Origin of the sequence: Arthrobacter sp. StoSoilB20, from assembly GCF_019977295.1 — a bacterium.
GTDB classification, from domain to species: Bacteria; Actinomycetota; Actinomycetes; order Actinomycetales; family Micrococcaceae; genus Arthrobacter; species Arthrobacter nicotinovorans_A.
This window is the reverse complement of the sequence record NZ_AP024651.1, coordinates 4,088,413-4,107,649: the sequence shown is the minus strand read 5'-3', so window position 1 is coordinate 4,107,649 and position 19,237 is coordinate 4,088,413. Positions and strand designations below refer to the sequence as shown.

At 64.2% G+C, this 19,237-nt stretch carries 18 protein-coding genes and 1 riboswitch; of the genes, 7 read left to right on the top strand and 11 right to left on the bottom strand.

Features of this window, described 5'->3' with window-relative positions:
- Positions 1-31 precede the first annotated feature (31 nt).
- Entirely contained in the window at positions 32-1,069 is a 1,038-nt protein-coding gene (locus LDN85_RS18670) for an Lrp/AsnC family transcriptional regulator (RefSeq protein WP_167332899.1), read from the top strand.
- Here the strand turns inward: LDN85_RS18670 and LDN85_RS18665 are convergent.
- On the bottom strand, positions 1,066-1,845 hold the full coding sequence (locus tag LDN85_RS18665) for a class I SAM-dependent methyltransferase (protein WP_223945495.1): 780 nt from the start codon (positions 1,843-1,845) through the stop codon (positions 1,066-1,068). The two genes, LDN85_RS18670 and LDN85_RS18665, sit on opposite strands and share 4 nt — an antisense overlap.
- A 205-nt stretch (positions 1,846-2,050) precedes the next feature.
- On the opposite strand from LDN85_RS18665, the gene LDN85_RS18660 reads away from it, so the two are divergent.
- The gene (locus LDN85_RS18660; RefSeq protein WP_223943788.1) at positions 2,051-3,925 is read left to right on the top strand and encodes an FG-GAP-like repeat-containing protein; all 1,875 of its coding nucleotides are present in this window, start codon (positions 2,051-2,053) and stop codon (positions 3,923-3,925) included.
- Between the two features lie 5 nt (positions 3,926-3,930).
- On the opposite strand, the gene soxR is transcribed toward LDN85_RS18660, so the two are convergent.
- Complete coding sequence (gene soxR, locus LDN85_RS18655; protein WP_026543464.1) at positions 3,931-4,386, bottom strand: redox-sensitive transcriptional activator SoxR; 456 nt, start codon at positions 4,384-4,386, stop codon at positions 3,931-3,933.
- A gap of 68 nt (positions 4,387-4,454) precedes the next feature.
- On the opposite strand from soxR, the gene LDN85_RS18650 reads away from it, so the two are divergent.
- Both LDN85_RS18650 and LDN85_RS18645 read left to right on the top strand, forming a co-directional pair.
- On the top strand, positions 4,455-5,939 hold the full coding sequence (locus LDN85_RS18650; RefSeq protein WP_223943787.1) for an MFS transporter: 1,485 nt from the start codon (positions 4,455-4,457) through the stop codon (positions 5,937-5,939).
- Between the two features lie 505 nt (positions 5,940-6,444).
- On the top strand, positions 6,445-8,169 hold the full coding sequence (locus LDN85_RS18645; protein WP_026543465.1) for a DEAD/DEAH box helicase: 1,725 nt from the start codon (positions 6,445-6,447) through the stop codon (positions 8,167-8,169).
- A gap of 213 nt (positions 8,170-8,382) precedes the next feature.
- Here the strand turns inward: LDN85_RS18645 and LDN85_RS18640 are convergent, their stop codons facing one another.
- The 5 genes from LDN85_RS18640 to LDN85_RS18620 form a co-directional block, all read right to left on the bottom strand.
- Positions 8,383-9,033, bottom strand: a complete 651-nt coding sequence (locus tag LDN85_RS18640; protein ID WP_026543466.1) for an MBL fold metallo-hydrolase — start codon at positions 9,031-9,033, stop codon at positions 8,383-8,385.
- Between the two features lie 4 nt (positions 9,034-9,037).
- On the bottom strand, positions 9,038-10,042 hold the full coding sequence (locus LDN85_RS18635; RefSeq protein ID WP_091552471.1) for an aldo/keto reductase: 1,005 nt from the start codon (positions 10,040-10,042) through the stop codon (positions 9,038-9,040).
- A gap of 535 nt (positions 10,043-10,577) precedes the next feature.
- The gene (locus LDN85_RS18630) at positions 10,578-10,961 is read right to left on the bottom strand and encodes a multidrug efflux SMR transporter (RefSeq protein WP_275966432.1); all 384 of its coding nucleotides are present in this window, start codon (positions 10,959-10,961) and stop codon (positions 10,578-10,580) included.
- Positions 10,962-10,963: 2 nt separating this feature from the next.
- A complete protein-coding gene (locus tag LDN85_RS18625) occupies positions 10,964-11,278 on the bottom strand; it encodes a multidrug efflux SMR transporter (protein WP_091552225.1) in 315 nt (104 codons plus the stop codon).
- A gap of 9 nt (positions 11,279-11,287) precedes the next feature.
- Positions 11,288-11,353, bottom strand: a riboswitch (guanidine-III (ykkC-III) riboswitch).
- A gap of 57 nt (positions 11,354-11,410) precedes the next feature.
- Positions 11,411-12,055: a HutD family protein gene (locus LDN85_RS18620; protein WP_223943786.1), complete on the bottom strand. Its 645-nt coding sequence runs from the start codon at positions 12,053-12,055 to the stop codon at positions 11,411-11,413.
- Positions 12,056-12,152: 97 nt separating this feature from the next.
- Here LDN85_RS18620 and LDN85_RS18615 point away from each other — a divergent pair, with 97 nt between their 5' ends.
- The 3 genes from LDN85_RS18615 to LDN85_RS18605 all read left to right on the top strand — a co-directional run bounded on the left by LDN85_RS18615 (position 12,153) and on the right by LDN85_RS18605 (position 14,079).
- Positions 12,153-12,749, top strand: a complete 597-nt coding sequence (locus tag LDN85_RS18615; protein WP_091552221.1) for a phosphoribosylanthranilate isomerase — start codon at positions 12,153-12,155, stop codon at positions 12,747-12,749.
- A gap of 384 nt (positions 12,750-13,133) precedes the next feature.
- On the top strand, positions 13,134-13,583 hold the full coding sequence (locus tag LDN85_RS18610) for an SRPBCC domain-containing protein (protein ID WP_223943785.1): 450 nt from the start codon (positions 13,134-13,136) through the stop codon (positions 13,581-13,583).
- Between the two features lie 94 nt (positions 13,584-13,677).
- Positions 13,678-14,079 carry a YccF domain-containing protein gene (locus LDN85_RS18605; protein WP_011776159.1) on the top strand — a complete coding sequence of 134 codons (402 nt, stop codon included), beginning with the start codon at positions 13,678-13,680 and terminating at the stop codon, positions 14,077-14,079.
- Between the two features lie 71 nt (positions 14,080-14,150).
- On the opposite strand, the gene LDN85_RS18600 is transcribed toward LDN85_RS18605, so the two are convergent.
- The 4 genes from LDN85_RS18600 to LDN85_RS18585 form a co-directional block, all read right to left on the bottom strand.
- A complete protein-coding gene (locus tag LDN85_RS18600) occupies positions 14,151-16,022 on the bottom strand; it encodes a sialidase family protein (protein WP_223943784.1) in 1,872 nt (623 codons plus the stop codon).
- 10 nt (positions 16,023-16,032) lie between these two features.
- Entirely contained in the window at positions 16,033-16,779 is a 747-nt protein-coding gene (locus LDN85_RS18595; RefSeq protein WP_223945493.1) for a 2-phosphosulfolactate phosphatase, read from the bottom strand.
- A gap of 14 nt (positions 16,780-16,793) precedes the next feature.
- Positions 16,794-17,663 carry a DUF4031 domain-containing protein gene (locus tag LDN85_RS18590; protein ID WP_223943783.1) on the bottom strand — a complete coding sequence of 290 codons (870 nt, stop codon included), beginning with the start codon at positions 17,661-17,663 and terminating at the stop codon, positions 16,794-16,796.
- Positions 17,664-17,795: 132 nt separating this feature from the next.
- Positions 17,796-19,130, bottom strand: a complete 1,335-nt coding sequence (locus tag LDN85_RS18585; protein ID WP_223943782.1) for an FAD-binding oxidoreductase — start codon at positions 19,128-19,130, stop codon at positions 17,796-17,798.
- Between the last annotated feature and the right edge of the window lie 107 nt (positions 19,131-19,237).

Below are 19,237 nucleotides of genomic sequence, written 5' to 3'. Positions count from 1 at the left end.
AATTATGCAGCGACTGTGGGAGAGTTGGGGCATGGAACTCAGTGAGGAAGATCTTCGCCTGATCAATGCACTGCAAATTTCGCCCCGGCTCAGCTGGTCCGACGCCGGCCAGGTCCTGGGCGTCCATGCCACCACGTTGGCGGCGCGCTGGGACCGGCTCCGGGAGTCGGGAGCCGCCTGGACCACCTCCCACCTCACCGGAGATCCGAAAAACATGTGCCTGGCCATGGTGGACGTTGACTGCGACATGGACCTCCGGCCGGAGGTGACGGCGGCGCTGGCCGCCCTGCCCGAGGTCATTACCGTGGAAGAAGCAGCAAGCAACCGCGACCTGACACTGACCGTCATCACCCGTGACCTGGAGCAGTTCAGTGCGCAACTGCTGCCGAGGCTGAAGGAAATCCGCGGACTCACCAAGTACCAGACCGCACTGTGCACGCGTATCCACATCAGCGGCTACGCGTGGCGCCTCAACGTCCTCACCAAGGGGGAGCAACAGGCGGTCCGCGCGCTCGCAGGACCCGAATCCGCCAGTCCGCTGGGCCCCGACGCGAGCGCAACCCCGCTCCCCGACAGCCACTTGGCGCTGATCCCTTTCCTTGCCCGGGACGGTCGGGTCACCGCAGCAGAGATCGCGAGGGCGCTGGGGCGGAATCCGGCCACCGTGCAGCGGCAACTGGGCAGGGTCCTGGCCAGCCGCATGCTGTCCTTTCGTTGCGAAATCGCCCAACAATTCTCGGGCTACCCGGTCACCATCCAATGGTTCGCCAACGTCCCGCCGGGCAGGCACGAGGCGGCCGCCGTCGAGTCGCGCGCCATCCGCAACGTGCGTTTCGCTGCCTCCACTACAGGGCGCACCAACTTCACCATCATCATGTGGCTGCGGTCCCTGGCCGAGGTCCTGGAAATGGAGCTCACGGTCCAGCAGCGGATTCCGGGCATCGAATTGGTGGAAAGCGTGGTCATGCTGAACACGGCCAAACGCGTGGGGTGGATGCTGAATCCCGATTCCACCGCCACCGGTGAGGTAGTGGCGCCCTACGCGGAATTCCTTCCCGACGGTATTTAGGGGCTTTTTACTGCCCGCAAAACCGTGTCCAGGGTGGTGCCGGACTCGCCATCGGGACCTGTGACCGAACGCTTGCGGTCTGTAAGGACGTTGACGAACCACGGGTCACGGTCCAGACGCAATGCCCCTGCCAGCTGTTCCGGGGTGAAGAACATGCCGGAGTCGTGATGGTGGCTCCACGACGGCAGCCCGTGCGGATGGTGCCCCACCACCAGCAAGGTGCCGCCCGGGGCGACTGCTGCCGCGGCCATTGCCACGGACTCGCGCCAGGGCAGCAGGGGTGAGTGCAGGAACTGGGCCGAGACGAGGTCGAATTCGGCGTTGGGGGTCCATTCCGCGAGATCCTGCTGCTGCCACGTGATCCGGTCCGCGTGGCTGGTTCCTGCTGCATGCGCAGCTGCCCGTTCAAGCGCGACGGCGGAGACATCCAATGCGGTCACGGTCCAGCCCTGCTCTGCGAGCCAAATGGCGTCGGCGCCTTCGCCACAACCAAGGTCCAGTGCTTTGCCGGGTTTCAGGTCCCTGGCTTCGGCCACCAGCTGCGGATTCGGATTTCCGCTCCACACTTTGGTCCGCTCCTTGTACATGCCATCCCACATGTCCACAGCGTTGTCCGCGTCCTCGTGGAGGTTCAAGCCGCGCTGCTGGGCGCCGTCGTGTTGGTGGGCATGCTCGGGCGTCCCTGCGCCGGTGGGTTGTTCGCCGTGGAGGGTGCCGCCGTCGTGCGTCTTTTCAGTCATATGCCAAGCGTGCCGCGAGGCGTGGACGGAAGGCAATGCCTGTTGCTGCTTCGGCAAGTCTGAAGTAGTTGGGAGTTGACTATGGTCTTTCCGTGCGGGGGTGGGTAGCCTTTGTCGCAGATGCGCCCGTCGCGAATCAGGGGCGCCTGAAATTGGGGGATTCACGGTGTTTCTGGCGCGAAAAATCAGTCTCAAAGCCTGCCTGTCAGGTGCTTTTGCAGCGGTGCTGGCGATGGCGGCAATGCCACCCGCACAAGCGGCTCCGCCGTCGTCGGATGCGGTGGCGGTCCCCGCGACGGTTCCATCGACAAGCCCCGCGACGGTTCAGGCGGCGACTGCAACGGCCCCGCGGAAAATCGACATAGCCCATCCGAAATTCGTGGAGCTCAAGAAAGACGGCACAAAGCTCTTTGTGGCCAGCCCCGAGGGCATGCTGTCCGTCATCGACACAGCCCAGGGTGTGGTGGCCAAAAGCGTCCAAGCCGGTCCCACCACCGCCCTGGCTCTCAGCACGAACGGATCAACGGCTTTCCTGGCGACCGGCACCGGCGTCACCATCATTGATGCAGCTGCCATGACCGTGAAGTATGTGGTCCCTGTGGGTGACGAGGTGGCAGGCCTGGTGGTCAGCCCCGGTGGAACCGCACTGTATGTGGGGCTCAAAACCGCGGGCGTGAAAGTGGTTGATGTTGCCCAAGGCAAGGTAACAGCCCAAATACCAGTGGGTGGAAGCATCACCAAACTGCTGGCAACTCCGGACGGGGCCAAGCTCTATGCGCTCAAGGGGGCATCGGTAGCGGTCATTGATACGAAGAGCCGGACCGTTTTGGCCACGGACCCGATGACCGGGACGGACGGCACCGTCTCACCGGATGGAACGCGGTTGGTGACCACGCACGGGTGGGGCCTCTCGGTCATCAACACCGCCACGGACAAGGTTCTGGCCACCTTCCAGACGTTCCTGGAACCGTCCGCGCCCGTCTTCACCCCGGACAGCAAGCGGGCCTTCTTCGAAGACCACGGACAACCGTATTACCCGTCCCCGGGCCGCCGGGTCATCAACAATCCCATGGTGTCCCAGCTCAACCTCGAAACCCTGGCCGTCGGGCAGGCCACCCCGGACAGGCAGGAGCCGGGCACCTTGGTGATGAACCCGGATGGAACCCGGCTGTACCGGTCAAATGCAACGGTGATCCAGGTGTGGGGTGCAAGGTCCGAGGATTCCTCCATCCCGTTGGTCGAGGATCTCCAGCTCGGTGCCTACACCTCGGTTCGGGCGATGGCACCGGACGGGTCCAAGCTCTACGCAACCTCCGTTGACGGCAACGCCATCTGGGTTCTTGACACCTCCGGTCCACCAAAGAACGTCTGGAAGGACTACAACTCCGACGGCGCCACGGACGTGCTCGCGCGGGACACTGCCGGCACGCTGTGGCTCTACCCCGGGGACGGAAAACGGGGATGGCTTCCAAGGTCGGCAGTGGGCTCAGGATGGAATGGCATGAGCCTGATCCTGTCCGCAGGCGACTTCAACGGAGATACCCACGCAGACGTCCTGGCCCGCGATGCCGCCGGCGACCTCTGGCTCTACCCCGGCAACGGCCGTTCAGGGTGGCTGCCCAGGACCAAAGTGGGCGTGGGCTGGAACGCCATGACCGCCGTCGTCGCTCCTGGTGACTTCAACGGTGACGGTAAGGCGGACGTCATGGCCCGCGACGCTGCGGGGGACTTCTGGCTCTACCCGGGCAATGGTTCAGGCGGCTGGCTTCCGCGTGCCAAGGCAGGAACCGGATGGAACCAGATGACCACCATCCTCGGGCCCGGGGAATTTGGGTCGCCGGGCGGGGACATCATGGCCAAAGACGCCGCAGGAACCCTGTGGCTCTACGAAGGAAACGGTAATGGCGGATGGCTGCCGCGCCGGCAGGTAGGAATCGGGTGGAACGTCATGACGGCGATAGTGACACCCGGCGACATCAACAGCGACGGCGTGCCTGATGTCCTGGCGCGCAACTCCAGCGGAAGCCTGATCCTCTATCGAGGAACGGGTTCAGGTGGCCTGCAGGAGGACCAGCAGGTGGGCGCCGGGTGGAACGTCATGACCGCCATCCTGTGACGCTGCTACGACGGTTGGTTCCAACGCTGCGCACCGGTTCCTGAAGCGCCGAGCTCGTCCGAGGGGTTCTGCAACGTGCACGACTTCAGGCTCAGGCAACCACAGCCGATGCAACCGTCAAGATCGTTTCGGAGGTGTTGGAGGGCAGCGATGCGGTCGTCTAGCTCCTTGCGCCATCGCAGCGACAACTTGGCCCAATCGCGTTTGGTGGGAGTCCGGCCGTCCGGCAGGGAATCCAACGCCTCGCGGATGTCCTTCAACGGCAGGCCCACGCGCTGGGAGGTCTTGATGAACGCGACCCGGCGCAGGGTGTCCCTCCGGTAACGCCGTTGGTTGCCGGCCGTTCGTTCCGCTTCGATCAGCCCGTTGCGTTCGTAGAAATGAAGGGCCGACGGCGCCACTCCGCTGCGCTCGGACAGCTCGCCAATAGTGAGGGGCCTGTGGGTTGTGGCTGGCTGCATGGTGTGGCCTTCGGTGGCGTGGATAGCGGATTGACCTCAACATTAGTTGAGGTTCTAGGGTAACCACCATGACCTCTGACACCTCAACGGCCGGGATACTGCGCCGCCCCTACCTGCTTGCCACCGTGGGGGCTTGCGCACTGGTGTTCCTCAGTGCGTTCGAATCCCTCGCCGTGACCACCATCATGCCGCTCGTGAGCCGCGACCTCGACGGGGCAAGCCTTTACGCCCTGGCCTTCGCCGGCCCCCTGGCAACCGGTGTGATGGGCATGGTGGCAGCGGGCAACTGGTCGGACCGTCGAGGACCTGCGGCGCCGCTGTATTCCTCCGTTGCTTTGTTCGTAGCGGGACTTCTGATCGCAGGGATGGCCGGCACCATGGAAATCCTGGTGCTGGGCCGGTTGGTGCAGGGTCTTGGTGGCGGCGCGATGACCGTGGCGCTCTACGTCCTGGTGGCCCGGGTGTACCCGGCCGAACTGCACCCTAAGATCTTCGCCGCTTTTGCCGCGTCCTGGGTGGTCCCATCCCTGGTGGGACCATTCGCGGCAGGCGTGGTGGCCCAGTTGAGCAGCTGGCACTGGGTGTTCCTCGGCGTCGTGGGACTTGTTGTTCCGGCTTTGCTGATGGTGGTGCCGGCCGTGCGTGGCATGAAGTCCGAACCCCCAGCCGAGCCTGTTCCCTGGGCGTTTGGCCGTATGGGGTGGGCTGCGCTCGCAGCCATAGCCGTCCTCGGCCTGAACCTGTCCGCTGAGGTGCCGGGCTTCGGTGGGGCGATTGCCGTCGTCGCGCTGGTCATTGCCCTTGTTGCGGTGAAGCCCCTGGTACCGCGTGGAACACTGACGGCACACCGCGGCCTGCCCAGTGTGATCCTGGTACGGGGGCTGGCGTCGGCGGCGTTCTTCGGGGCCGAGGTGTACCTGCCGTACCTGTTGACTGAGCGGTATGCGTTCACGCCGACCTTTGCCGGGCTGACCCTGACCGGTGCCGCGCTCGCGTGGGCCGGGGCGTCGGCGGTACAGGGCCGGCTGGGTAACCGCTTGGCCGACGATCTCGCCGTGAAGATCGGCGCCGCACTGGTGCTGGTCGCCATCATTTCCACGCTGGTGACGGCCGCGTTTGCCCTCCCCGCGGCTGTGGCCATTGGCGGGTGGATCCTTGCCGGCGCCGGGATGGGCCTCATGTACCCGAGGCTCTCCGTGATGACGTTGGCGCTGTCCACTCCCGAAAACCAGGGCTTCAACAGTGCGGCCATGTCCATCTCCGACTCCCTTGGCGGTGCGCTCTCCCTCGCCGCCACGGGGCTTGTGTTCGCGGCCTTCACGACGACGAACCCGTTCGCGGGGGTGTTCGCACTGGCGGCGATCATCGCCGTCGTCGGGGTTCTCATGGCGCCGAGGGTCGCCGCCCGCGCGGGGGGTCGTGCTCGGGTGGGTGCTCGTCGGGGTGCTCGGGAGGGTGCTCGAGAGGGCGCTCGGCGGGGTGCTCGGGTGGGCGTGACATCGGCCGACGCAAGTACACCCGACACGGAATCCGAACTGACGCACCACGCCTGACCCGTTGGGGAGGTTGTGAGGCCTGTTCTGCAGGGTATGTGTGCCCGGAAAGGTGCAGACTGGGCCTGGCAAGGTGTGGGGTTTGGTTGTTGGGCCTGTTCTGCAGGGTATGTGTGCCCGGAGGGGTGCAGAGCGGGCCTGGCAAGGTGTGGGGCTTGGTTGTGAGGCCTGTTCTGCAGGGTATGTGTGCCCGGAAGGGTGCAGAGTGGGCCTCGCAAGGGGAGCCTGAGCAGCCCCGATGCAGGTCCGCAGGAGAAACACTGCTAAGCTAGGAACACTTGATGTGCGGTGACGCCCTGAAGCAGGTGGCCTGAAAGGCTGCGCGGCGGGGCATTTTTCATGTGAGAGGCACATCCTGCGTCGATGAACGCGTTCTATTTGGTCCCGACCACCGCTGTTGCAGCGAATCGGTAGACCACCTGACTTTTCCTCGGCGAACCCCTGGCCCAACCGGCGTCGGGGGCCGATGTCCGCAACTGGACACCGCCCGAAAGACATGAAGTTTATGACTACTTTTGCTGCCCTTGGCACGCCCAAGCCCATTGCTGAGTCCCTCGCCGCAGATGGCATCGAAGAGGCATTCCCCATCCAGGTGAAGACCCTCCCTGACACGCTCGCAGGCCGCGACGTCCTGGGCCGTGGCCGCACCGGCTCCGGCAAGACCATCGCTTTCGCCATCCCGCTCGTGGCCCGCTTGGCCGAGCGCGAAGCAAAGCACTTCCGCAAACCGGGCCGTCCCATGGGCCTCGTCCTTGCACCGACGCGTGAACTGGCAACCCAGATCAACGCCACCATCGAGCCGTTGGCCAAGGCCATGGGCCTGAACACCACGGTCATCTACGGCGGCATCTCCCAGGCACGCCAGGAAAAGGCCCTGCGTGCCGGCGTCGACATCGTCATCGCCTGCCCGGGCCGCCTCGAAGACCTGATCCGCCAGCGCATCCTGACCCTCGAAGCCGTTGAGGTCACCGTGCTGGATGAGGCCGACCACATGGCTGACCTCGGCTTCCTCCCGGTGGTCAAGAAGCTCATGGACATGACCCCCACCCAGGGTCAGCGCCTGCTCTTCTCCGCAACGTTGGACAACGGTGTTGACAAGCTGGTCAACCGTTACCTCTCCAACCCGCTGACGCACTCCGTGGACGATCCCCAGGCCGCTGTCACCACCATGGAACACCACGTCCTGGTGGTCAACGACCAGACCGTCAAGAAGCAACTCATCGTTGAACTGGCCTCCGGCGCCGGCCGCCGCGTCCTCTTCATGCGGACCAAGCACCACGCCCGCAAGCTTGCCAAGACCCTCACGGACGCCGGCATCCCCGCCGTCGACCTTCACGGCAACCTGTCGCAGAACGCACGCGACCGCAACCTTGCCGAGTTCTCCAACGGTGACGTCCGCGTCCTGGTGGCTACCGACGTCGCGGCCCGTGGCGTTCACGTTGACGACGTCGAACTCGTCATCCACGTGGACCCGCCCACAGAGCACAAGGCCTACCTGCACCGCTCAGGCCGCACCGCCCGCGCCGGTTCCGATGGAACCGTGGTCACCCTGACGCTTCCCGAGCAGCAGAGCGACGTCAAGAAGCTCATGAAGGCTGCCGGCGTTGACGTTTCGTTTGAACGCGTGACGGCCAACTCGCCGCTGGTTGCCGAGCTCGTGGGCGACATCGCGGACAAGGTTGATCCCCGCACCCGTGCAGCTCTCCTGGCAGCCAAGGCTCCGCAGGGTGGCGGCACCTCCACCGGTGCCAACGCCCAGCGCAAGCGCGCACGCCGTTCGGGCGGCCAGGCTGCTCCCACTGCCGGTGGCCGTGGCGGCCGCGGTGGACGTGGAAAGGTCGCGGCTGAGCCGGTTCGCACGGACGTCAACCGCGCCGAGCGTCGCGCAGCAATGAACGACGACGTCGCCCGCAGCTCACGTGGTCGCGGCAAGTCGACTTCCACTCACCGTAACGACGTACCGGGCTCGCAGGGGCAGGGTGGCCGCAGCGGCCGTCCGGCTACCGGCCAGCGGGCAGCTTCGGCTCCCCGCACGGCGTCCACTACTTCGACGCGTACCGGCGGAAACAAAGCTGTTTGGTCTTCCGCAACCGGCGCTGCGTCCGGTGGATCCTACGGTTCGGGCGCTTCCGGGAACTCCGCTCGTGGTGGATCCGGTGCAGGCCGTCCGGCACGCAGCGGCCCGCGTCGTGCCTCGGCTCCCGCGTCCAACGAGCGTCGCGGCCGCTAACCTCCCGTTGTGAGGCCCACTCTGCGCGCTATTCCTTGGGTTTGGCGTGCAGAGCAGGCCGCGCAAGTTTGAGTCTCGGGTTGTGAGGCCCACTCTGCGCGCTATTCCTTTGGGTTGGCGTGCAGAGCAGGCCCCGCAAGTTTGAGACTCGCGTTGTGAGGCCCACTCTGCGCGCTATTCCTTCGGCTTGGTGTGCAGAGCGGGCCCCGCAAGCTACCAGCCTCGGGCGCGCCACTCCTCAAGGTGTGGCCGCTCGGCGCCAAGGGTTGTGGGCAATCCATGGCCGGGGTGGACCAGGGTATCGTCCGGATAGGCGTCGAACAGTCGCTCCGACACGTCGTTCAACAGAGAAGTGAAGCGTGCAGGATCTTTCTGTGTGTTGCCGACGCCTCCCGGAAACAACGAGTCACCACTGAAAATGTGGGCGGGCCCGTTCGGATCCTGGTACACGAAAGCGATCGAGCCCGGGGTGTGTCCGCGCAAGTGGATTGCCGTGATCTCGAAGTCGTCAAACCGCTCGACGTCGCCGTGACCAAGCCGGACATCCACCGGAACCGGCAACGCATCGGCGTCGTCCGCTCCAGCTGAGGTGGTTGCGCCGGTAACTTCCACCAACTCCGGCAGCGCGCGGACATGGTCCCAGTGCTGGTGGGTGGTGGCGATCCTGAGCACCTTGGTGGGAGCGGCCGAATCGACGGCGCTGTCTGCGATCAATTGCTGGATCGCAGGAAGGTCGTCGGCGGCGTCGATCAACAACTGCCCACCCGTGGACTTCGAAGTCAGCAAGTACACGTTGTTGTTCATCTCGCTGACGGAGATGCTGCGGATGGTGATTTGGTGCAAAGAGTGAATGAGCGAATCCATGCGATCAGCCTACGTTGTTGGCTTCGCGGCCCTGCGAAACCCAGTTGGGGTCGGCAGAACGTGAACCCACGACGCCGGCCGCGGCTTGGTTGAGCACCTCAAGTTGTGCTGTCCCCAGTTGCAGGGACAGTGCCCCCAGGTTCTCGTCGATCCGGTGCGTTTTACGCGTGCCGGGGATGGGAACCACGGAAATCCCAAGGCGCTGACCTTGGGCGAACAGCCATGCCAGGGCTACCTGGGCAGGAGTTGCATCCAGCCCACTGGCTACCTCGCGGACCGCGGCCACTACGGCTTGGTTCGCATCAAGTGCCTCGTCACCAAAACGGGGGATCTTATGGCGGAAGTCATTTTCCCCAAGGTCGCCCGCGCTGACGGTTCCCGTGAGGAATCCGCGGCCAAGAGGCGAATAAGGCACAAACCCAACGCCAAGTTCCTTGGCGGCAGGTACAACGTTGAGCTCCACATCCCTGCTCCAGATCGACCACTCGCTCTGGACCGCGGCAATGGGATGGACAGCGTTGGCCTGCCTGAGCTCCTCGGCCGTCACCTCAGACAAGCCGAGGTGCCGGACCTTGCCCTCTCGGACCAGTTCCGCCATGGCCTCCACGGTTTCCACTATCGGAACGCGGAGGTCACGGCGGTGCATGTAGTAGAGGTCAATCACGTCAGTGTCCAGGCGGCGGAGGCTCGCTTCCGCCGCTTGCCTGATGTAAGGCGCATCCCCGCGGACTCCCGTGTACCCGTCCGCGGGGTTGCCCTCAATTCCGAACTTGGTGGCCACCTGGATCTCGTCGCGCCGCTCCTTCAAGAGCCTGCCCACGAGTTCCTCGTTGCTCCCGGCGCCGTACACGTCTGCGGTGTCGATGAACGTGATTCCCGCGTCCACCGCATGCCTCAGTGTTTGCAGGCCTTCTTCCGGCTCGATTCCCCCGTACACCGGGGTGAGGGCCATTCCGCCGAATCCGAGGGGACTGACCTTGAGGCCGTCACCGAGTTGAACTTCAGTCATGAACTTCTCCAATGCGCGTAGGTGTTCCAGAGTGCCCTTTGTTGGCGTGAACCCGCTGGAGGCAGCGGGTATTCCTGCTGTTGCGGTCCCGCGCGCTGCCCGGCCCGCCCCGTTCGGTGGCCGACTCGATGGGCCGCTGCGCATTCGATGGTGCGAGACATCGAATGAGCAGCTACCCCTCGAAATGGAGCGTCAGGAAGCATCTATTCGATGGGCCGCTGCGCATTCGATGCTTCGCTGCAGGTTCGTCGAGCTGGCTGGCTGCGGATTTCCCGGGCGTGTGAAGGCCGATTCGATGGGCCGCTGCGCATTCGATGGTGCGAGACATCGAATGCGCAGCTACCCCTCGAAATGGAGCGCCAGGAAGCGTCTATTCGATGGGCAGCTGTGCGTTCGATGCTTCGCTGCAGGTTCGTCGAGCTGGCTGGCTGCGGATTCGCCGGGTGTGAAGGCCGATTCGATGGGCCGCTGCGCATTCGATGGTGCGAGACATCGAATGAGCAGCTACCCCTCGAAATGGAGCGCCAGGAAGTGCCTACTCGGCCTTGGCAGCAGGCTTATCGGCAGGCAGGGCCTTCAAACCGGCAGCACAGCCCACGATTCCCGCGATGAAGAGCAGCTTCAGCGGGCTCGCGGACTCCACGCCCGTGATCATGGCCCAGCCAACTGTCAGCGCAGCACCAATCCCGACCCAGACCGCGTAAGCAGTACCGAGGGGGATGCGCTTCACGGCGATGCCCAGTCCGAGCATGCTCAGTACTGCGGTGATAGCGAAGACCACTGTGGGCATGAGTTGCGTGAAGCCGTTGGACAGGCCCAAAGCGGTGGCCCATACGGCCTCGAGCAGCGCCGAGGCCAGGAGAATGGCCCAGAAGATTCCGTTGCCGGTGTTCTTGGTGTTCGAGTTGTTTGCAGTCATGGCTACGCCACCACCTTCAGGCCGACCACGCATGCGCCGATGCCCGCAAGCAGAAGCAGCCGGGCCGTCGTCGCGCGTTCAACTTTGGTGACCATCGCGTATGTTGCAGTGAGGACGACACCGACGCCAACCCACACCGCGTAGGCCGTGCCCGTCGGGATGGACTGCATCGCGATGGCGAGGCCGCCCATACTGGCGATCACTGACACCAGGAACACAACAGTTGGGACGGGTTTGCGGAAGCCCTTGGAACGGTGGAGCGCTGCGGCCCACACGGCCTCAAGTGCTCCGGAAAGAATGAGAATTATCCACGACATGACATTTCCTTTGGCCAGTCTTGTCGCGTTCCGGGTACTGAACCGTCGTCCGGAGGTTCCAGAGCGGAACCTTCATTTCAGGCTAGCAACTCCCGCGCAGGGTGGCCACTTCTGGTGGTTAACGTCACCAGCTCAGGCGTGGGCTTCCACATGGTCGATCGAGATGACCGCGATGAAGCCCCGGCCCGTGATTTCCGGGCTGCGGGTATCCGAGCCCACCACGGCGTCATACCGGGACAGTTCAATCGGCTCGGCCGCGCTGGGTGCCGGGGCGCCGCCGTCGGACTCTTCCTCCTCAACCGGTGCTTCGTCCCCAAGCCCGCCGGGCGCCACCGTGGCTTTCCCTTCAAGAAGGACGGCCAGTTGGCCCTCGAAGACCGGGTGAGCCCGTTTCTTGGAGATTTCCACAATGGACGTGTAGCCCTTGAAAGCGCCCTCGCGTGCAATGACGTTCAGATCCTGTATATCCCCGGTGGGAAGAGTTGCCGAAGAGGCGGCCTCGCCAGAGAAACGGAACGGACGATACTTCTCCAGCGGGTGCTCCGAGCCGTCCACAGAGAGCAACAGCAGTTCGCCGTCGATGATGGTGATAACCCGCTCCATGCCGGGGAAGGCGGAAAATTCGCCGGCTTTTGAGACGTCGGCGATGCTGACGCGCCAATCCCATGCCCCGTCCTGGGCTGAAGCGGCTTTGGGGTGGCTGGCGAGTTCGCGCGTCACCCCACCGCCGTTGCGCCACGGTTCAGGACGGATGTCGGCAAAGCGGATGATCTCCATTCGACCAGCCTAGTGGTGGACACGGCTTCTGCGTTCGCATTCCGGCTTGCTAACGTCATATGTGGAAAACGTTGCGAGTTTGGCTGGAGGCGCGGGAATGTTCGTCAAAGTGTGCGGCTTGAGCACGCCGGAATCCCTCAGTGAGGCCGTCGACGCCGGTGCCGACGCGGTGGGATTCGTCCTTACCGCCAGCCCGCGCGAAGTCAGCCCGGAGCAGGTCCGCATCCTCCTTCCCTTGGTTCCTGCCGGTGTCCACGCCGTGGGTGTTTTCCGGCACGAGTCTGCCGCGGATGCCGTTGAAACAGCGCGAGCGGCAGGCCTCGAGTGGGTTCAGCTCCATGGTCACCGCACGGCCGAGGACGTCAAGACAGTGCACGACGCCGGTATGCGGCTCATCAGGGCCGTCACCATGGGTGCCTCCGAGGACGAGTTCGCTGATCTGGGTGAAGAATTGTTCCTGGTTGATGCCGCCGTGCCGGGCTCGGGGGAGTCCTGGGACTACGGTTCGGTCCGGGCGAAGGGACTCGATGGCCGCGAATGGCTGCTCGCAGGGGGACTCGAAGCCGGCAATGTTGCCTTCGCAGCAACCGCGGCCGGAGCCTGGGGCGTGGATGTGTCCTCCGGCGTGGAGTCTTCCCGCGGAGTGAAGGACCTGGCCAGGATCCGGGCGTTCGTGGAAGCCGCCAAGGCCTGACCGTCTATCACGTCTCCGGGTCTTTTGGCTGACGCTCGATCAGATCCCCTGGTCTTTCCGCTGACGCTCGATCAGATCCCCTGGTCTTTTGGCTGATGCTCTATCACTTCCCCCAGCCTCTCGACTGACGCTCTATCAGATCCCCCGGGTCTTTCCGCCGATCCTCGCTCACGTCCCCTGGGTTGACTGACGTTGCTCTCTGACACCACGATTTCTGGTGGTGATGTGAAAGAGGGATCGTGTAAACCTGCGATTTAGTGAGAGATCGTCTGGCTGTCACTGGCACCCCCTAGAATCGCTTCCAACACCAGTTCGCTTCCAACACCCGAATCCACCGTTAAACGGACACTCCCACCCGCAGTCCACGAAAACAGGAGTCAAACAATGAGCGCGGAACACTTCACCCTGACCATGAGCCGTGAGTTTGACGCTCCTCGCGAGAAGGTTTTCGACGCTTGGATGGATCCTGACAAGCTCGCGCAGTGGTTCGGCCCCGTTGAGGTGGAGGCGCCCCGCGAGAAGATCATTGTTGAGCCGAAGGTGGGCGGCATCTGGCAGGTGGTCATGGTGTGGTCGGACGAGGATGGGGAGCAAGAAGCCCCCATTGAAGCTGTGATCTCTGAACTGGAAGCCCCGGCTCTCCTGGTTGCGAAGGCCAAAGCTGCTCCGGATGCCGATCACGAATTCGAGGAGATGCGCCTGGAGTTCGAGGACCTCAACGGCCGAACCCGCATGAATGTCACCCAAGGCCCTTTCGAATCCCAGGAGTGGGTGGACATGACCCGTGACGGCTGGGGAACTTCGTTCGACAAGCTGGACGACCTCCTGGCATAACGGGCAGAGCATTCTCCAGTGAAAAATCACTTCAGGGAAGAATCAGGGCAGACCCCTAGGCTTTTTGTCAGACCGGCAAGGGAGAATGGGGACTATGAAAACGCTCCTTAACATCATCTGGCTTGTCTTCGGTGGGTTCTGGCTGGCTTTGGGCTACTTCGCGGCGGGCATCATTTGCTGCGTTCTGATCGTCACCATCCCGTGGGGCATCGCTTCCTTCCGGATCGGTGCTTACTGCTTGTGGCCCTTCGGCCAAATGGTGGTGGAAAAGCCGGGCGGTGCAGGGGTATTCGCTCTCCTCGGCAACGTGATCTGGCTGCTCGTTGCGGGTATCTGGATCGCGATCGGTCACGTGGTCACCGCCTTTGCCATGGCCATCACCATCATTGGCATCCCACTCGCCATTGCCAACCTGAAGCTGATCCCGGTGTCCTTGATGCCGCTCGGCAAACAAATTGTGCCAACCAACCAGCCGTTCGTCAGCACCTACCGCTAGGCATACCTTCAGCCTGCCAGCACCTCCCGTTGCCAGCACCTGCCGCTGGAAACGCCGGCGCTGAAAGGCACCTAACCCTGGAAAGCCTGCACAGCGCCGGTACCCAGTTCGAAACGGAAACGCCGCACCTGAAGTATGCGCCCACCGTCGGACTCCACAGTGAACGAGACTTCCAACGCGGCCCGGTCCATGTCCGCAGCCGTGACCGTGTAGGTCGGCGTGAAGTACAGGACCTGCTCGCCCGGCAGAAGGTCGACCGGCGGGAAGTCGCCCTGGTTGGCGTGCGGTCCGAGAAGTACGACGCCGGTCATCGGCTGGGTGCCGCAGTTGCGGGCACGCCCGGTGAAAGCCAGGATGTCCCCGGCTTGGTAGCCGGGGATGATCGGGCCGTAGTTGAGGTCCTGGGCTTCACGCGTGCCAAGGACTTGGTTTCCGGAGTAACCCTGGCCAATTTCCTTCCAGGTTTGCACGTCCCACTGGCCGTCGCTGGAGGATGGAAGCACGTGGAATTCACCTGCGTTCTGCCACTCGTCAGGACGGCCAGGGGTAATGGAGCGCAGTTCCATGTCGAAGGCCAAGACGTCGGGGCACGAGTCAGCCCGGCCGCCGTCGACCCGGCCGCTGGCAACCCCGCCGCCGTCAGCCCGGCCGCCGTCGACCCGGCCGCCGCCGCCGTCAACCCAGCCGCCAGCCCAGCCGCCGCCACCGTCAACCCCGCCGCCGTCAGCCCGGCCGCCGTCGACCCCGCCGCCGTCGACCCCGCCGCTGTCGACGCCGTCGTCAACCCCGCCACCGGCGGAAGCTGCCGCCGAACCCAGCTGATCCGTCAATTGCTCCGCAGGGATGGAAGCGAACACGATTTCCCGGTAACCCTGTCGCTCATAAAGGACGCCCACGTTTCCATCGGGCAGGCGCGTCACGGTGGAGTAGGCCGAACTTCCGGGGCACACCACCAGCTTGGCCGGCCAGGTGGCGCCATTATCGATGGAAAGGCTGAGCACCGTGTTCCGGCGAAGCTGCGGGTCCTGGTTGTTGCTGGACAACAACCACCCGGACGTGCCGGATTCCGGGAGCGAAACGCCGGGTCGTCCGTCGAAGCGGGTCAAGGAGCCGTTGTCGCTGGGGTCGGGCAGATCTTCAACAGGCTGAAGCAGGCTCCACGAGTGCCCGCCGTTCTCAGAAACAGACCATAAACGGCACGGCGTTGCCCGGGAGTGAAGCAGAAGCCGACCGTCATCCAGGCACACCACCTTGTTTTCGTTGGGCCCGATCCCGGACGGGCCATCTCCGATCAGTTCTCCCAAAACCCAGGTCTCACCGTGGTCGTCGCTGAACGCCGAGGCGGCCATGATGTTCCCCTCCACGAGAACTACATACTGCTGCACCAGCCTGCCCCTGAATGGGCCGGTGTGGACGTGGATGCCTTGGCCTGCCGCAGCAAAAAGGCCGGTGATTCCTGGGTGGGCCGATTTGAGCTGTGCGGTGAGCCGACGATGCTGCCAGGTGCCGCCGTCGTCGTCCGAGTAACTGACGTCCGCGTGCTGAACCTCGTCGTCCGGCTCCATGCCGGGGACGGCCTCGAAGAATCCGGCGTGGGTTCCAGCGGCGTGGAACATGAAGATACGTCCGGTCTCGTTGTCCACCAGCAGGCTGGGGTCACCGAATCCCTGCAGTCCCCGGGCTGTGCGAACCACCTGCTGCGGGCCCCAGGTCTTTCCGTTGTCCGTGCTGCGGCGCAGGAGGAGATCAATGGGATTGGGAAGATCGTCCAGGTTTGGCCGGCCGTCGTAGGCAGCCAGCAGGGTGCCTCGTGGGCTCACAGCAAGGGCGGGGATACGGTACTGGCGGTAACCGCCCACGCCACGGACGGCCAGGACGTGTTCAAGGTCGGGGATCGCCAGTGGCAACTCGGGGCTCACATAGGTGTGGAGGTAGGAGGTCATACCTCCTAGTCTAGGGCGTCCTAAAAGCACCGTTCAGCAGCAAGGCAACCGCAGAACTGTCATCCAACTCTGCCGCGATGCTGACGTCCCCGGCATAACCGGCGTCGATCAATTCCCGTCCACTGGAACAGCCTTGCAGTACTTCTGTCAGCCGGGGTTCGGCAGCACCGAACGCCGCGGCAGCCATCTCAGCCTCGGGTGAAAAGCTGTGACGACCTGCGGCTGCGAGGCCGGCAATGAACGCGCCCGCCCCGAGCTGATCCTCCAACGACGGCCGCAATCCACCGTCCGTCCACTTTTCACCTGCTGCGATCACGGCGATCACGGCGTCGGCGGGCAGGGCGGCGTGGACCCAGCGGGCCGTTGCGGCGGCGTTTCGGAGTGAGACAGCCACTACTTTGGGCGCCGATGCCGCAAGCTCATGGCTGATTGTCGAACCGTTGGGGGAGGGGAGAACCACGCGCTCCAGCGTGCCCGCCTTGCGGAGGCTGGAAGGGGAAAGGCTCAAGCTCTCGGTGTTCCTCGGCCCGGCGAGCAAAGCCTGATGATGAGCCGCAAAATCAATTGCTGATGCGTCCCGATGAGGATAGGGAAACACCACAGCCCCGCGGTCAACCGCAACACTGACGCATGTGGTGAAGGACAGGACGTCAACCACCACCGCGAGGTCCGCACCGGGCACTACGGCACGGGCGCCGTCGAGCCCCCATTCAAACCGGACCGCGTACGGAAGTTGCCGCTGCGGCACCCCCGCCATATCCGGGGAACCGCTCACGCGAGTTCCGCCGTGAGGTTGCGCCGCGCGGCGTCGAGCCAGAGCCCTTTGGCTCGTTCCCCATGGAACAGCGGTTCCAGGTTCAGGAGGTGACGCACGACGGCGGCGCGCCCCTTCGCGAAGTCGTCGTCGCTGACGTGGGCGTAGTCTTCGCGGACGGCGGCCAGGTAGCGCGCATAGGCTTGCTGGTCGCCGCCAAGTACGGAGAGGTCGGCGTCGCAGAGGAGCGCCCCGGCATGGTCATCCGCTTCCGGAGAGTGGTTGGAGGTGAGCCGGACAAGCCGCGCTACCTCGGCCACATCGTCAGGGGGTAGACCGGCAGCCGTGAGGCGATCCTCCGCCAGCACGGCTGAGTCTTCCTCGTCCTGGCCGGCGACTCCCTCATACACGGCGTCGTGGAACCAGGCTGCCAGGGAGACGGTACGGGCAGGTACGGCGGGTTCGGTCAGGAGGTCGAGGGCCTCAAGAACTGCCAGGAGGTGGGTGCGGCTGTGGTATTTCCTGCCGTCCTCACCCCAGCGTTCCAATAGTTCCAGCCCCAACTCCTCGTGGCCGGGAAGAATGCTGTTCCACCGCTCCATCAAAGGGACTGTGAGGGCTTTGCTCCGTTCGCGCGCCGGAATCCGCAGGCCGCTCGCTATGAGTTTGCGGACCAGGATCCGGGCCTCAACGGGTATGGCACCGGCGAGGACGAGGTCATCGTAGCGGCGTTCGGGGACGTCGTAGTGATCGCCGTCGAAGGCCCTTTCCGGAATTCCGGCAGCGGCGGCGAACGCATGAAGCTCATCCAGGGTTGAATCCGATACCAGATGCGAAAAAACGGTCCCATGCGCGGGCCATAGGGGCGGATCAATGTAGACGGCCATTGCCAAAGTGTAATCCCAAGTGATCCTTCCCAGTTGCCGGCCATCGGGACGTCTACCGCCGTGCTGCCGCCCCGGAAATCCGGGCTTCACTGTCCGAACTGTTCACGGCAACTGGGAAGGAGCGTAGGGTTCTCAGTGCTGGGCGGGCAGGATGTTCTGGTTGCCGCGGAACACGTTGTCGGGATCGAATTCGCGCTTGACCAGGGAGAGCCTGCGATAGTTCTGTTCGCCGTAGGCAGCCATGATCCTGTCCTGGCCTTCGTCGCCGATGAAGTTCAGCCACACCCCGCCCGTAGTGTGCGGGGCTATGTCCTGTCGGAACTGCTTGACCCAGGCTTTGGCTTCCAGCCCACCCTCCTGGGTTGCGGACAGGCCGAAGGGGTGACTGACCCACTCTGCGCCTCGATGCTGCAACGGTGTGTTCGCCGCTGCGGGGCCGCCCACTGCTCCTCCCCAGCGCACCACCAACTGTTGGGAATTCGGGCCCGGCAGCCGCTGCGCCGAGTCCACCAGGAGATCCAGCGCATCATCAGTGAGCTTGTTGTGATAGTCGGCGCTCCAGTAGTTGTAGAGATCCGGAGGGTCGTCGATCATGCACTGGAAGTCCGCATAACCCATGGGAGAGACCAGGTCCACGGCGGGCCCCAACTCTTTGAAAGGCCGGGCATGTTCTTCGCCCGACTCAACGTCTCCCGCGTAGAGGTAGGCCATGCCGACGGCCAGTTTGCCCACCATGTCTTCGGGAATGAACTCTTCCGGAGGGGCTGTGAGAAAGACGAGTGCGGTGCCGACTGCGTCGGGAGCGTCAAGGGCGATCTGCCGGTAGGCACGGGACACGTCAGCGGCATCCCCGCCCGGGAACAGCATCAGGCCGGCCATGACTGTTGGCCCAAGATCGTGCAGTTTGAAGGTCAAGGAAGTTGCGACACCGAAGTTGCCTCCGCCACCGTGGAGTCCCCAGAACAGCTCCGGGTTCTCTCCCGGACTGGCGGTCACCCGATCCCCGGACGCTGTGACAAGGTCCACGGAGAGCAGGTTGTCGCAGGCGAAACCGTAGGAGCGCTCCAGCCATCCCGAGCCCCCGCCCAACGTAAATCCGGAAACACCCGTGGTTGAGGCGCGGCCGCCGGTAACGGCCAGGCCATATTGCTGGGTTGCCCGGTCGAACTCGCCCCACGTGAGTCCGGCACCTGCGGTGGCAGTCTTCGCTTCGGTGTTGATGCTGATGGACTTCATGGGACGGACGTCGATCACCAGCCCGTCGTCGTTGGTGGACATGCCCGCCACGGAATGCCCGCCGGACCTCACTGCAACGTCCAGGTTGTGGTTGTGCGCATAGCTGAGGGCTTCAGCCACTTCGGCGGGATCGGAGCATTTGGCGATGACAGCCGGTTTGCGGTCGATCATCGCATTGAAGAGTTTCCGGGCCTCGTCATAGCTGGGGTTGGCCGGACGAATCCATTCCATGGGACGCTCCTTCGCGCCTAAGACTCTCTCCCTAGAACAGGGTACGGCGGCGGGTCCCTTGGGGCCAGAGCCAACGGTGCCCCGCTGAGGAAGAGTTCGACGACGGC